We start from the raw sequence: 14,132 nt of genomic DNA, 5'->3' as shown, positions 1-14,132 counted from the left end.
CGCAACCGCCCGCCGCGCCCCACTGCAAGCGCATTACGCGCGTGCCCCGGGTCTTTCACGGATTGACCGCGGCGTTCGGCGTGCCCGAGACTGCCCCGCTCGGGCCGTCATCGGGAGAACGTCATGCCGGACACCAGCACGGAGATCGCCACGATCTCGACGCGCGCCGTACGCGGCGCCGAGCGCGTCGACTTCTGGGTCGACCATGTCGCGCGCACGCTCGTGCGGATCGAATGCAGCGGAAGGTCGTCCGAGGGGATCGACGCGTCGCTGCGCAGACGCGATCTCGGGCTGTTCCGCGCATGCGACATCGTCGCAAACCGGCACGCGGTCGTGCGCACGCCGCACAACATCCACGCGGACCAGCGCGACGCCGTGTTCATCTGCCTGATGCACGAGGGGCACGGCTATACGTTCCAGGACGTCGACTGCATGCAGCACGGGCCCGGCGACCTCGTGCTGTACGACACGTCGATGCCGTACGGTCACGGCTTTCCCGCCGACATGGCGATGACCGTGCTCGACGTGCCGCGCGACGTGTTCGAGGCGCGCGTCGGCCCGTGGCGCTATCGCAGCCTCGTCAAGATCGACCGCGGCGACGGCGTCGCGTCGTGGGCCGTGCGGCAGGTGTATGCGCTGCTCGCCGCGCCGCCGGAGCCGACGCCCGACGCGCGCGAACGGCGCGCCGCCGCAATCCTCGATCTCGTGCAGTCGATGCTGCGGCTGCACGACGGCGACGCGTCGCCGACGAAGTCGACGGTCCACACGCTGTCGCGCGCGAAGGCGTTCATCGACAGCCATCTTGCCGACGACGACCTCGACAGCCGGTCGGTCAGCCGTGCGATCAACCTGTCGCCGCGCCAGCTCGCGCGCGTCTTCGAGATCGAGGGGATGCCGCTCACGCGCTACATCCTCGCGCGGCGGCTCGAACGCTGCCGCGCCGACCTGCGCGACCGGTCGCTGAGGCACCTGACGGTCAGCGAGATCGCGTTCCGCTGGGGCTTCAACAACAGCGCGCACTTCAGCCGCAGCTATCGCGCGCGGTTCGGCGAGACACCGAGCGACACGCGCGCGCCGGCCGCGGCGTGCTAGGGTCCGTTCACGCCAATAACGGGCTTGCGTTGGCCCGTTTCCCGCTCGCACCGCCGCTTGTTGCGATGTCCCGGCGAGGCAAGCACGGCGTCCGCCTCGGGCAAATGGGGCCGCAACCTGCTCGCTAAGCTGACTTCGTGCGCGGCGGCACTCGTTCCGCCGCCCGACAGCCAGGAGAAGAAGCGGGATGGAGACGTACGACCACATCGTCGTCGGCGGCGGTTCGGCCGGCTGCACGGTTGCGCACCGGCTGGTGAAGGCCGGCCGGCGCGTGTTGCTGCTCGAGGACGGCCCGAAGGACGACAGCCTGTTCATCCGGATTCCGGCGACGTTCATCCGCGTGCTCGGCACGCAACGCACGGTCACGTTCGAGAGCGAGCCGCAGCCGGGCGCGGCGGGACGCAAGACCTACGTGCCGCAGGGCCGCACGCTCGGCGGCGGCAGCTCGGTCAACGCGATGCTGTACGTGCGCGGCACGCGCGACGACTACGACGACTGGGCCGCGCTCGGCTGCACCGGGTGGGGATGGGACGACGTGCTGCCCGTGTTCAAGCGCGCCGAATCGCATCTGCGGCTCTCGGAGCCGTACCACGGCACCGACGGGCCGTTGAAGGTCGGCGACACGCGCTTTCGGCATCCGCTGAGCCTCGCGTTCGTGAAGGCCGCGCAGGAAGCCGGCATCGCGTACAACGACGACTTCAACGGCGCCGCGCAGCATGGCGTCGGCTTCTATCACACGACGATCTTCGACGGGCAGCGCGGCAGCACCGCGGCCACCTACCTGGCCGACGCGATCGCCGATCCGAACCTTCGCGTGCTGACAGGCTGCCGCGTGACGCGCATCCGGTTCGACGGCCGCCGCGTGAGCGGCGTCGAATGGTGCACCGCGAGCGGCGCGACGGGATCGGCCGCCGCGCGCGCCGACGTCGTGCTCGCGGCCGGTGCACTGAGCACGCCGAAGCTGCTGATGCTGTCGGGCATCGGCCCCGGCGCGCACCTGCACGCGCACGGCATCGACGTGCTGCACGACAGCCGCGACGTCGGCGCGCACTACCAGGATCACCTCGAGGTATCGATCTACGGCCGCAGCGATGCGCCCATCAGCCTGCTGGGCGAGGATCGCGGGTGGCGGGCGTTGCGGCACGGGCTGCAATGGCTGATGTGCCGCACGGGCCTGCTGACGTCGAACGTCGTCGAATCGGGCGCGTTCGTCGACACCACCGGCAGCGGCCGCCCGGACATCCAGTTCCACGTGCTGCCGACGCTCGTCGGCGACGTCGACCGCGAACCGCTGCCCGGCCACGGCCTGTCGATCAACCCGTGCCTGCTCCGCCCACGCTCGCGCGGCTCCGTTCGGCTGCGCGGCAACGATCCGGCCGCGCCGATCCAGTTCGACAGCGGTGCGCTGTCGGATCCGGCCGACGTCGACGGCCTCGTGCGCGGCGTCGCGCTCGCGCGGCGGATCCTCCGCGCGCCGTCGCTCGCGTGCATCGTCCGCGAAGCCGAGCCGCTGACCGATGCCGCACTCGCCGACTACGTGCGGCGTCGCGCGAAAACCGTCTATCACCCGGCCGGTACGTGCCGCATGGGCAGCGACGCGCACGCGGTCGTCACGCCGCGTCTCGCGGTGCGGGGCGTCGACGGATTGCGGATCTGCGATGCCTCGGTGATGCCGCGCATCGTGTCCGGCAACACGAACGCGCCGACGATCATGATCGCGGAGCGCTGCGCCGAGTTCATGCTGACAGCGTGACGCGATGCGCGTGCGCTGCACCCCACCGCGCCGAAAACGAAAGCGGCGCGTGATGCACGCGCGGCCGCCGAATCATCCGCAAGCCGGCGTCACCCCACGGCCTCACGCGCCGCATCGCGCAGCGCCATCGGCGACGCGCCGTAGCGCTCGCGGATCGCGCGGCTGAAGTGCGCCTGGCTCGAGAACCCCCAGCGAAACGCGATCTCGCCGACGCTCGTCTTGCGTAGCCGCGCATCCGTCAGCTCGCGATGCGCGTGCGACAGCCGCTCGGACCAGATGTGCTGCGTGATCGACTCGCCTTCGGCCGCGAAGAGGCGACCCAGATGCCGCAGCGACAGCCCGACCGCATCGGCGACGGCTTGCGGCGCAAGCTCCGGCTCGCCGAGATGCGTCGCGATGTACTGCTTTGCGGTCAGCAGGTACGACAGCGACGCGCGCGATGCGCCCGCGCCGTTCACTTCGGTGTCGATGAGTTCCGCGACCAGCGTGCGCGCATGCTCGGCGAACCGCGCGGCGTCGCGCTCGATGGGCGCCTTCATGAACCGCTCGACGCTCGTGCGCAACGTCGCGCCGAGCATCGCGCCCGCACCCGGCTTCGGCGCGATCCGCAGCGGCAGCGCGGCCAGCTCCGCATCGAGGCGGTCGTCGAACGTCGTGATCGGGATATCGATCAGCAGCTGCCGCATCGGCGTCAGGAATCCGAATAGATAGGGCACGCGCGTGTCGTAGACGACGACATCGCCGGCTTCCGCGAGCAGGCAGCGGTCGCGCTGGATGAAATACGCGCGCCCGCTGACGATCTGGCACGCGAACAGCGACTCCTTCGGCAACTGGCGCACCAGCGCGGGGCCGCGCTCGATCACGTGATCCTGCCCGCTGATGTCCGCGATGCCGAGGCCCGGCAGCGCGATGTCGGTCTTCTCGACTTCGAGCCCGGCCGGCGACAGCGACGAGCAGCGCAGGCCGACCAGCGTCGCCGCGTTGAACGCATCCCAGTACGCCATCCTGTCGCGCGCCGGCACGTCGGCCGTCGAGCCTCGCGTGCATGAAAGAACGGTCGAATTCGTCACGTCGCCTCCTGCTGGCGCCAGTCGTGCGGAGCGGCACCGATCGGGGAATGGTTCGTCTGGATCTTGGTGCGATGCAATGTCCGGCGCGATCAAGCAATTCGTCCAGCCCAGTCAAGAGCGGCGCGCACCGGCTGACTAAAGTCGAGCCCACGACAACCCATACAAGGAGACAGACCGTGGTCGACCAAGCCGTATCCGAATTCTGGCAAAACATCCCGGCGATTGCCAATCCGTTCAAGCCCGATGCGCTCCCCGAAGCCTACATCCCGAACGCGGCCACCGACGACGAGCGCTATTACGTTCCGTTTACCGAAACGGTGTCGTCGCGGCCGCTGTGGATCTCGCCGTCGCAGAACAAATGGTGCGACATCCTGATGGCGAAGGAAGCCGGGCTCGTGAACCGGCACTATCACCCGCACGAGGTGTTCGCGTACACGCTGTCCGGGAAATGGGGCTACCTGGAACACGAATGGACCGCAACGCGCGGCGATTTCGTCTACGAGACGCCGGGCGAAGGCCACACGCTCGTCGCATTCGATCACCCCGAACCGATGCGCGCGTTCTTCATCGTCAAGGGCCCGCTGATCTGGCTCGACGAAGAAGGCAATCCCGACGGCTACTTCGACGTGCATTCGTACATCGCGATGTGCAAGGCGCACTACGAGAAGGTCGGCCTCGGCGCGCAAGCGATCGAGAAACTGTTCCGCTGACGCGCGGCGAGGCTCACGATGACATCCCCTCCCTCTTCCGGACCTGCTTGGACGTACGAGAACAGGCTGCTGCTGATCCTGTTCATGACGTTCGGCTTTGTGTTCTTCGACCGCCTCGCGCTGTCGTTCTTGTTCCCGTTCATGTCGGCCGAGCTGCACCTGACGAACACGCAGCTCGGCATGGTGTCGTCCGCGCTCGCGCTCACGTGGGCGCTGTCGGGTGCTGCGACCGGCGCGTGGTCCGACGCGCGCGGCACGCGCAAGCCGCTGCTGATCGCGGCCGTGCTCGGCTTTTCCGTGTGCTCGGCGCTGTCGGGCCTCGTCGGCGGCTTCGCGAGCCTGATCGCGTTTCGCGCGCTGATGGGTATCGCCGAAGGCCCCGTGCTGCCGCTGTCGCAATCGCTGATGGTCGCGAGTTCGACGCCGAGCCGACGCGGGCTGAACATGGGCCTGCTGCAGGGCTCGGCCGCTGGCCTGCTCGGCGCGATGATCGGCCCGCCGGTCGTGATCGGCATCGCCACCGCATACGGCTGGCGCGAGGCGTTCTACGTGTCGTGCGTTCCGGGCTTCCTGATCGCGTTCGGCATCTGGCGCTGGGTGCGCGAAATGCCGCCCGGCGGCGCGCGCCACGCGCAGGCCGATACCACCGCGGTACCGGCCGCACGCGGCGCCGACGTCAGCCGCTGGGCATTGCTGAAGGAACGCAACATCCTGCTCTGCGTGCTGATCAGCTGCTTCTTCCTCACGTGGTTCGTCGTGATCATCTCGTTCGCGCCGGTGTTCCTCGTGGAAAGCCGCCACCTGTCGCCGTCCGGCATGGGCGTCGTGATGACCTGCCTCGGCGCCGCGTGGGTGTTCTGGGGCTTCGCCGTGCCGGCGATCTCCGACCGGATCGGCCGCAAGCCGACGATGATCGCGTTCGCGCTGATCGCAGCCGTGTGCCCGGTCGTGCTGATCCATGTCGGCCCGGTGTGGGCGCTCGGCGCGCTCGTGTTCGTCACGTACACGGGGCTGGGCTGCTTCACGCTGTTCATGGCGACGATCCCGGCCGAAACGGTGCCGCCGCGCGCGATCGCGAGCGCACTGGGGCTGATCATGGGCGCTGGCGAGCTGATCGGCGGCTTCGTCGCGCCGACCGTCGCCGGCTTCGCGGCGGACAGGTATGGCCTGCAGTTCGCGATGTGGACGTCGACCATCGGCGCGATCCTCGCGTGCGTGCTGTCGTTCGGCCTCGTCGAAACCGCGCCGGCCGTGCTGCGCAAGCGCGCGCTGGCAGGCGCCACCGCCGGCCGCCTCGACACGCAGAACCTCGGAGGACGCTGACATGCGCGCACTTCAATGGCATGGCGCGCGCGACGTCCGTCTCGTCGAAATCGACACGCCGCGCATCGGGCCAGGCGACGTGCGCATCGCGGTCGCGTATTGCGGCATCTGCGGCAGCGACCTGCACGAATACGCGGACGGCCCGCACGCGATTCCGGTCGACGCGCCGCATCCGCTGTCGCGCCGCACCGCGCCGCTGACGCTCGGCCACGAGTTCTGCGGCACCGTCGTCGAAGTCGGCGAACGCGTGACGACGCTGCGCACCGGCGACCGCGTCGCGGTCGAGCCCGAGTATCGCTGCAGCCAGTGCGCGTACTGCCGCTCGGGGTCGTACAACCTGTGCGTGTCGATGGGCTTCGCCGGGCTGATGGGCGACGGCGGGATGGCCGACTTCGCGGTCGTGCCGGCCTACATGCTGCATCGCCTGCCCGACGGCGTGAGTCTCGAACAGGCCGCGGTGATGGAGCCGGCCGCCGTCGCGCTGCACGCGCTGCGGCGCGCCGAACTGCGGCTCGGCGACACCTGCGCGGTGTTCGGGCTCGGGCCGATCGGCCTGCTGCTGATCATGCTCGCGAAGCTGCAGGGCGCGACGACGATCGTCGCCGTCGACGTGTCGCCGGAACGGCTCGCGGCCGCCACGCGCTTCGGCGCGACGCATGCGTTCGACCCGCGCGGGCTCGATGTGTCCGCGTTGCAGGACGCGATTCGCGCGGCCACGGGCGGGCTCGGCGTCGATACGAGCTTCGAGGCGGCCGGATTGCAGGTCACGTTCGAATCCGCGATGCAGGCGCTGCGCAAGGGCGGCCGCGTCGTGATGGTCGGCCTGATGCCGCACGCGGGTTTCGACGCGTTCCGCGCGGTCAACGACGAGCTGACCTTCACCGCGAGCGTCGGCTATCGGCATGCGTACGAAGACCTGCTGCGCATCGTCGCGTCGGGCGCGCTCGACCTCACGTCGATCGTCACGCGCACCGTGTCGCTCGAAGACGCCGTCACCGACGGCTTCGACGCGCTGCTCGCCGACCGCGCGCAGATCAAGATCCTCGTTTCACCCGCGCAGCGGCCGGCCCGCCGCGCATCCACCCTCGGGAGTGTCGAGCATGAGTCGTCAGTGGACGTTTGAAGGGCAGTCCGTCGTCGTGACGGGCGGCACGTCGGGGATCGGCGCGCGCACCGCGCTGCGGTTCGCGCAGGCCGGCGCATCGGTCGTCGCCCTCGGGCTCGATGCGGCCGGCCCGCATGCGCCAGTGCATGCCGGCGTCCGGTGCGTGGAGCTCGACGTGGCCGACGGCGCGGCACTGACGCGCACGATCGCCGCGCTGCCGCGGCTCGACGTGCTCGTCAACGGCGTCGGCATCAGCCGCCACGCGGACGAATACCGAATGGACCAGTTCGAGCGCGTGCTGAACGTGAACCTGACGTCGGTGATGCGAGCATCAGACGCCGCGCTGCCCGCGCTGGCGGCCCACGGCGGCAGCATCGTCAATATCGCGTCGATGTACACGTACTTCGGCAGCAGGGACCGGCCCGCGTACAGCGCGAGCAAGGGCGGTATCGCGCAGCTCACGCGTTCGCTCGCGCAGGCGTGGGCCGATCACGGCATTCGCGTGAACGCGGTCGCGCCGGGCTGGATCGACACGCCGCTCAGCAGCGGGCTGATGGCCGACACGCAGGCGTCGCGACGGATCCTCGAGCGCACGCCGCTCGGGCGCTGGGGCACGGCCGACGAAGTCGCGGAAGTGATCCTGTTCCTGTGCTCGCCCGGCGCGTCGTTCGTCACCGGCGCGATCGTGCCGGTGGACGGCGGGTATTCGACGGTGTAGCACACGACGCTTGACGCATCGGCGCGACCCGCCGATGCCCGTTGCACATCGCGATTCCCTTCGATTGTCGCTGAACCGGGTTCACCCGGTTCGGTTTATTCGTATCAATCAGTAGTCCCATTAAAAAATATCCGACTCGATCGGAAACATGTGAGGAGCACTTTGGAGATGACGAAAAAGACCCTTCTGGCGCTCGCGGCCTGCACGCTTCCGGCCGCGGCATTCGCCCAGAGCAGCGTGACGATGTTCGGGCTGATGGATGCCGGCATCAGCTACGTCAGCAATCAAGACGGCCACGGCGCCGCGAAATTCGGCGACAACATCTTCTTTCCGAACCTGCTCGGCTTCGAAGGCAAGGAGGATCTCGGCGCGGGCACGCGCGCGATCTTCCGGCTCGTCAACCAGTATTCGCTCGGCAACGGCTCGATCATCGGCGGCGGGCTGTTCGCGCGCACGGCCTATGTCGGGTTGCAGAACGACCGGTACGGCACGCTGACGCTCGGCAACCAGTACGAGTTCATGGTCGATTCGCTCGCCGCCGGCGGCAACGAGATCGCGCAGGATCTCGTCGGCCTGTACGGCTTTCGCAACGGGCCGTTCGACCGGCTCGCGCTACCGAACAACCCGACCGGCGCGTTCGACTGGGACCGCGTCGCCGGCAGCAATCGCGTCGCGAATTCGGTCAAGTACACGAGCCCGTCGCTGTCGGGCCTAACCATCGGCGCGCTGTACGGCTTCGGCAACGTCGCGGGATCGATCGGCGCGAACAACACGGTCAGCGTCGGCGCAAGCTACGACAACGGCCCGTTCGGCGCGGGCGCCGCCTATACGAATCAGAAATACGGCGCGGCCGGCGGGATGCCCGCCACCAGCGTGCGCAACTGGGGCGCCGGCATGCACTACACGGTCGGCACGGTCACGGGGAAGGCGCTCTTCACGACCGTGCGCAATGCGCGGAACGGCGCGCTCGCGTGGTCGGCGGAAGCTGGCGCCGCATGGCATCCGTCGCCGGCCTGGGTGATCGGGGCGAGCTACACGTACATGAAGGGCAACGACACGCTCGACAATGCCCATGCGCACCAGTTGCTCGCCGCCGTCCAGTATTGGCTGTCGAAGCGCACGATGGTGTACGTCGCGGGCGTGCATCAGCGCGCGAGCCGCGGCAGGCACGCGCAGATCAACGGCGTGATGGACGCGGACGGCGCGGCGAGCGGCGCGTTGCAGTCGATCGCGCGGGTGGGGATCAGTGCGCGGTTCTGATGGGCGGATCATTCCGCCGGCGCACGCGCGGCGCCGACGAGCGTACGGCGTAACCGGCGCCGGCATCGCAGCGGCGTCGCAACCGGACGGGCCCGTCTCGCATCGTCACGCCGTTTCCTTTTTCGATTCAATGGCCGGCATCGGCAACACGGTCTGCAACCTGCCCCGGCGGCGTAATCGCGTGTAATTGATTCGAGAACATCGCCGACCTAGCCTTGGGTTCGAACGGAAATTGCCGTCGCCCCCACTTCCATCCTCGATGCAGCAAACCGTTCGCTTCGCATTGCGACGCCGGACAGCACGGCGAGCGCACTGCGTCGGACCGCATCCGGCGTCTTGCCCCACCGACCCTTGAACGAGCGGAGAAGCGCATGAAAAACCTTGGCAGTTGCGTGGCGGTCGCGATGATCAGCTGCTGCGCCGGTTTCAGTCAGCCCGCGGCGGCAAAGCCGTGCACGGCATTCGACCAGTGGTTTACTTCCGCCGGCATCACCGAGCCAAATTATCTCGATCCGCAGTTCCAGGATCCGAACGATCCCAAGAACGAGAATTGCAACTTCCACCGCTTCTCCTGGCACGCGTTCCTTTGGCTCACCGACACGCTGAACGGCGCGCCGCGCTTCGACAGCCTGTATTCCGATGCAGCCATCGATCCTAGCGTGGCGCTGCCCACCGAGCACGTGCTGGACGGCGTGCAGCAGGCCGATTCGCTCGGCATCGTGATCGACCGGAATGGCCGCGCGGTTTACACGAACATGTACATCAATCCGATCTATCGCGATTTCTCGATCGCCAACAAGCTGTACACGCGTGCCGGCATGCAGAACGCGCGACCCACGCTCGAATTCACCACCGGCGCGCTGTCGCTGAAGGCGGCGTGGAAAATCGTCGGCGCGAATGAAGACACGAGCCGCTTCTACACGACCACCGCGAGAATTCAGTTGCTGGCGAAGACGGGCAATGCGGTCGGCATCCCGCCGCAACCCAGCACCGCCACCGTGAAGGTCGCGCTGGTCGGGTTTCATATCGCGTGGGTCGTCAAGGGTCATCCGGAGGCGATCTGGTCGACGTTCGAGCACGTCGACAACGCGCCGGACTTCCAGCCCAACCAGCGCCCGTCGCAACCGGTTTCCGACAAGTCGTTCACGTTCTACCAGGCGGGCACCAAGGCGTCGGATTGCAACGTCAACAATGCGTCGCGGGTGACGATCGACGAGAAGACGCAGATCCTGGCGCCGGTCACGCAGGTGTGCCGGCAATACCAGTATGGCGGGGCCGACAGCACGAACCAGGCCAACATCACGGAGCTCAACGGCGACATCCTGGCCCGCCTGGTGAAGAACAACTCCATCTGGCAGTACTACAGGGAAGTGGGCGCGGTCTGGATCAAGGATCCCGACGAGCCGTTCCACCCGGACTGGAGCCCGAATTTCGACTCCAAGGCCATCCGCGGCACGCCGAAACTGTCCAACTCGGTCATCGAGACCTTCACGCAGAACCAGGTTTCGAAGCATCAATGCTTCAGCTGTCACAACACGATGGCCGTCACCGACACGAACGACCTGACGCTGACGCTGCCGGGCAAGGACATCAGCACGAGCCACATCCTGTTGCGCAAGTACATGAACAACCCACAGATCCGGCGATAGCGTCGCCCCGGTTTCGCTGCCATCCATCCGTGCAGGACGGCGACCGCCTGCGCGACCGCCATCGAGATTCCAGAGGCCCGTCATGACAAACACGAAGTTACGCATCCATCCCGCTATCGGCTTCGCGCGTGTCGGTAGCAGCGAGGAGTACTACATTGCGCCGGAGACCTCGGCCGGCCTGCCTCTCGACGGGCAGGCCCTCACCGGCGGCCTGCCGATCAAGCCGGGCACGGAAAGCACGCCGATCACGAGCAGCGACCTGCGCGACGCCGCGGGGCGCCTCAAGCGGCAAGCCGCGCGCTTCAGGATCTATCAGTACGACGACGCGGCGCTCACACGTTACCCGACCGGGACAGGCGCCGAAGTCGTGATCGGTTCGTCGGTGGATGGCAAGGTCGTGAAGGACATCGTGTGGACCGTGCACCTCGCCAACAAGAAGGCCAACTGCTGGATCATGGAGGCGACGCCGGCGGGACTGGCCGCGTACGAGAACGGCCAGCATCCGCCGATCCGCAACGCGAGCTTTGCATCGACGTCCGATCCGTCGAACCAGACACGGCTGCAAAAGCTGATCATCGATGCCGGGCCGCGCGCGATCAAGGCGTCCTCGCGCAGCACCGTCCCATTCGACAAGAACACGCGAGCCAGTTACGGCTCGGCCACCGGCGATATCGTCGACGTGCCGCGCTATCCGGTCGCGTTTCCCGCGTCGAACGTCGCGAACCTGCCGCCCGGCACGGGCAGCCATCCGATCACCACGCTGGGCGCGCTGACCACGGAATCGAACGGGCGGCTGCTCGTGCTGGGCGCATATGGCTTCGCGTGTGGATTCGACGCCAACGGCCGCGCCAACGCCGACGCTCCGCTGGTGCACGACGTCGACAACGACAACTGGCTCGACGATACCGGCGATGGCCCCGTCACGGCGATCCTCGTGTTCAACGACGGTACCGCCCGCGCCGTCGACAGCAGCGCATGGGTGGTCTCGACCGACCCGTCGTACGCGCCTCAGACGAGAAATATCGTGACGCTGTGGGACGAGATCCTGGCCACGTGGATCGAGACATTCGGGCTGCGACCCGACATCCATGACAAAGGCGTTTACCGGGAGGATTTCCGGCCGTCGTTCGACGAATACATCTTCCCGATCCTGCGGGCCGCGTCGTTGCAGATGTGGAATACCAATTTGCCGGCCACGGCGATGAAGAGCCACGACAATATCGACAAGCTGACGGCCGCCAAGCCGCCGTTCAACATCATGTCGTTCATTCGGGATCCGGATCCGCGGTCGCCAGCGGCAGCGGTCGGCTCGCCGCTGATGCCGCTCGCGCTCGGCGACAATCAAGCGAGCTTCCTGACGCTGACCCGCGCCCAGTACTTCTTCGTCCGGCAATGGGCGAACGGCCTGTCCGAGCAAGCGTCGCCGGTATCGTACGGCCCGGGCGAGGCGCTCGACCGGAACGTGCTGTCGAACTGCCTCGGCGGGCGGTTCAGCCCCGGCATCGATCTGACGTTCATCGTCCGCGACCCCAACCTGTACAACCCGAACTGGCAGACCAGCCGCACGGGTGGCCCGGCGGTCGGCCCGTTCCGCATCAACATGCGCCCGCTCGACTACACGACCGTCAGCGCGAACCAGCCGTTCCTCGGCGTCGGCTATTTCCCGCTGCGCGGCAACCCGGTCGAGCCAGGCGATCTGTGCAAATTCATGGCGATTCCGTGGCACACGGACTACAACTCCTGCTCGACCCACTTGCCCACACCCAATCCGGGCGGCGAAATCGATCCGGATGGCAGCAACGTGTATAGCGGCGTGAACACGACCCTGTACTGGTCGTGGCCCGCGCAGCGACCAGTGGCCGTCTACACCTACGACGACCTGGTCGCGAACCACGGCGCGCTGCCCGTGCAGCGTTACTCGGTACGCGGCGAAGGCACGGCCGCCATTCAGCAGGATTCGAGCAAGACCTTCAATTCGCCGGCCATGAACGTCGGGCGCTATCAGAATCGCGTCGACATCCTGCTCGACTGGGACAAGATCGGCTTCGTGATACAGGGCGTAGCGATAGACGAGTACGACGGCAAGTATCCGCCGAACTACTACCTCGAAGTGCAGAGCCTCTTCAAGAAGGACTACAGCAACCTCGTGCAGCCATGGCCCAACACCGTGACCGACCCGCTCCTGCCGCCCGATAACAGCTGAGGTCGCACGATGCTCGCCGAACGGATCGTGCAGACGCCGTCCATCGAACGCCCGGCCGCACCGGCACCCGACCGGGCCCGCTACCGGGTCGCGGTGATCGGCGGCGGGCCGGCGGGCAGCAGTTGCGCGCTGGCATTGGCAAGGGCCGGCATCGCCGACATTCTGCTCGTCGAGGCCGGTTCCTATGCCGACGCGCGGATCGGCGAAAGCATTCCGCCGGAGAGCCGGATTCTGTTCCGCCGCCTCGGCATCGACGCCGCCTTCGTCGCGCAAGCGCACGAGCCTTGCTACGGCAGCTGCTCGTACTGGGGCAGCGACAAACGCGGCTATAACGACTCCGTGCTGAGCCCGCACGGGCATGGCTGGCATCTCGACCGGCGCAGGTTCGACGCATTCCTCGCCTCGCAGGCGCGCGCCGCCGGGGCGGAATTGCTGACCGGCCATACGTTGCTGGCATCCGCGCCGCATGCCCCGTCCGGGCATACATTGAGCCTGGGACGGGCGACCCATGTCGCGTCGCGCGTTCAGGCGGATTTCGTCGTGGATGCCAGCGGCGCGCGCGCGGCATTCGCCCGGCAACGCGGCGCGACACGGCTCGACGCGAATCCGCTGATCTGCATCGCGGCAAGGCTTGCGCGGCCGGACACCGGCGCGCCTGCTTCGATGCTCACACACCTCGAAGCGGTCGAGCATGGCTGGTGGTACCTCGCATCGGTGCCCGGCAGGATGGTCGTCGTTATGTTCGCCACGCATGCGCCGGCAGTCCGGACGATGCGGCTGTATCGGGCGGAGTCATGGCGTCGCATGCTGCAGGCCGCGCGGCGCACATGGCAGCTCGTGTGCGACCTGGGCCTCGATCTGTCCGATCTGCGCGTGAAGTCGTATCCAGCGCCGTCGCATCACCTCGATCGACTGTACGGCGACAACTGGCTGGCGATCGGGGACGCCGCCTCGGCCTACGATCCGATCACGGCACAAGGCATCGTCAAATCGATCTCGAACGGCATTGCCGCAGCGGAAACCATCCGGAAGCACATGGATGGCGATCCGCATGCACTGGAAGCGTTCGCGCGGATGGTCGACGCGCAATACCGGCGCTACCTGCAGATGCGGCATCACTTCTACGGCCTCGAGCAGCGCTGGCCGGCAGCGGATTTCTGGCGGCAGTGCACCGAGGCGTCGAGCCTTGCCTGAACGCCTTGCGCGACACGGTTGCTGTCCCGCACCGACACCATCGCACGCCGCATGC

11 protein-coding genes are annotated in these 14,132 nt (G+C 67.6%); 10 read left to right on the top strand and 1 reads right to left on the bottom strand.

Features of this window, described 5'->3' with window-relative positions; all coding sequences use genetic code 11:
• Positions 1–123 precede the first annotated feature (123 nt).
• A complete protein-coding gene (locus CFB35_RS28805) occupies positions 124–1,092 on the top strand; it encodes a helix-turn-helix domain-containing protein (RefSeq protein ID WP_060011764.1) in 969 nt (322 codons plus the stop codon).
• Positions 1,093–1,279: 187 nt separating this feature from the next.
• The gene (locus CFB35_RS28800) at positions 1,280–2,845 is read left to right on the top strand and encodes a GMC family oxidoreductase (protein WP_059581325.1); all 1,566 of its coding nucleotides are present in this window, start codon (positions 1,280–1,282) and stop codon (positions 2,843–2,845) included.
• 89 nt (positions 2,846–2,934) lie between these two features.
• Here CFB35_RS28800 and CFB35_RS28795 read toward each other — a convergent pair whose 3' ends face one another.
• Positions 2,935–3,915, bottom strand: a complete 981-nt coding sequence (locus CFB35_RS28795; protein WP_059581328.1) for a helix-turn-helix domain-containing protein — start codon at positions 3,913–3,915, stop codon at positions 2,935–2,937.
• A gap of 176 nt (positions 3,916–4,091) precedes the next feature.
• Here CFB35_RS28795 and CFB35_RS28790 point away from each other — a divergent pair, with 176 nt between their 5' ends.
• The 8 genes from CFB35_RS28790 (at position 4,092) to CFB35_RS28755 (ending at position 14,077) form a co-directional block, all read left to right on the top strand.
• Complete coding sequence (locus CFB35_RS28790; RefSeq protein ID WP_059581331.1) at positions 4,092–4,625, top strand: 2,4'-dihydroxyacetophenone dioxygenase family protein; 534 nt, start codon at positions 4,092–4,094, stop codon at positions 4,623–4,625.
• An 18-nt stretch (positions 4,626–4,643) separates the two neighbouring features.
• Positions 4,644–5,948: an MFS transporter gene (locus tag CFB35_RS28785; protein ID WP_059581334.1), complete on the top strand. Its 1,305-nt coding sequence runs from the start codon at positions 4,644–4,646 to the stop codon at positions 5,946–5,948.
• A 1-nt stretch (position 5,949) separates the two neighbouring features.
• On the top strand, positions 5,950–7,071 hold the full coding sequence (locus tag CFB35_RS28780) for a 2,3-butanediol dehydrogenase (protein ID WP_059581336.1): 1,122 nt from the start codon (positions 5,950–5,952) through the stop codon (positions 7,069–7,071).
• Positions 7,049–7,771: an SDR family NAD(P)-dependent oxidoreductase gene (locus CFB35_RS28775; protein ID WP_059581339.1), complete on the top strand. Its 723-nt coding sequence runs from the start codon at positions 7,049–7,051 to the stop codon at positions 7,769–7,771. The genes CFB35_RS28780 and CFB35_RS28775 overlap by 23 nt, the downstream gene beginning before the upstream one ends.
• Before the next feature lie 168 nt (positions 7,772–7,939).
• On the top strand, positions 7,940–9,031 hold the full coding sequence (locus tag CFB35_RS28770; RefSeq protein WP_059581342.1) for a porin: 1,092 nt from the start codon (positions 7,940–7,942) through the stop codon (positions 9,029–9,031).
• A 371-nt stretch (positions 9,032–9,402) separates the two neighbouring features.
• Positions 9,403–10,680 carry a hypothetical protein gene (locus CFB35_RS28765; protein WP_124659251.1) on the top strand — a complete coding sequence of 426 codons (1,278 nt, stop codon included), beginning with the start codon at positions 9,403–9,405 and terminating at the stop codon, positions 10,678–10,680.
• An 82-nt stretch (positions 10,681–10,762) separates the two neighbouring features.
• On the top strand, positions 10,763–12,883 hold the full coding sequence (locus CFB35_RS28760; RefSeq protein ID WP_059581347.1) for a LodA/GoxA family CTQ-dependent oxidase: 2,121 nt from the start codon (positions 10,763–10,765) through the stop codon (positions 12,881–12,883).
• Positions 12,884–12,892: 9 nt separating this feature from the next.
• Entirely contained in the window at positions 12,893–14,077 is a 1,185-nt protein-coding gene (locus CFB35_RS28755; RefSeq protein WP_081066502.1) for an NAD(P)/FAD-dependent oxidoreductase, read from the top strand.
• Positions 14,078–14,132 lie beyond the last annotated feature (55 nt).

Source organism: Burkholderia sp. AU16482 (assembly GCF_002223285.1).
GTDB classification, from domain to species: domain Bacteria; phylum Pseudomonadota; class Gammaproteobacteria; order Burkholderiales; family Burkholderiaceae; genus Burkholderia; species Burkholderia semiarida.
The sequence above is the reverse complement of the archived record's forward strand: the minus strand, read 5'-3'. Positions and strand labels throughout refer to the sequence as shown.

Coding starts and splice junctions, on each gene's coding strand:
- CFB35_RS28755 (WP_081066502.1), top strand. CDS start 12,893: ATGCTCGCCGAACGGATCGTGCAGACGCCGTCCATCGAACGCCCGGCC.
- CFB35_RS28785 (WP_059581334.1), top strand. CDS start 4,644: ATGACATCCCCTCCCTCTTCCGGACCTGCTTGGACGTACGAGAACAGG.
- CFB35_RS28765 (WP_124659251.1), top strand. CDS start 9,403: ATGAAAAACCTTGGCAGTTGCGTGGCGGTCGCGATGATCAGCTGCTGC.
- CFB35_RS28800 (WP_059581325.1), top strand. CDS start 1,280: ATGGAGACGTACGACCACATCGTCGTCGGCGGCGGTTCGGCCGGCTGC.
- CFB35_RS28775 (WP_059581339.1), top strand. CDS start 7,049: ATGAGTCGTCAGTGGACGTTTGAAGGGCAGTCCGTCGTCGTGACGGGC.
- CFB35_RS28780 (WP_059581336.1), top strand. CDS start 5,950: ATGCGCGCACTTCAATGGCATGGCGCGCGCGACGTCCGTCTCGTCGAA.
- CFB35_RS28770 (WP_059581342.1), top strand. CDS start 7,940: ATGACGAAAAAGACCCTTCTGGCGCTCGCGGCCTGCACGCTTCCGGCC.
- CFB35_RS28805 (WP_060011764.1), top strand. CDS start 124: ATGCCGGACACCAGCACGGAGATCGCCACGATCTCGACGCGCGCCGTA.
- CFB35_RS28760 (WP_059581347.1), top strand. CDS start 10,763: ATGACAAACACGAAGTTACGCATCCATCCCGCTATCGGCTTCGCGCGT.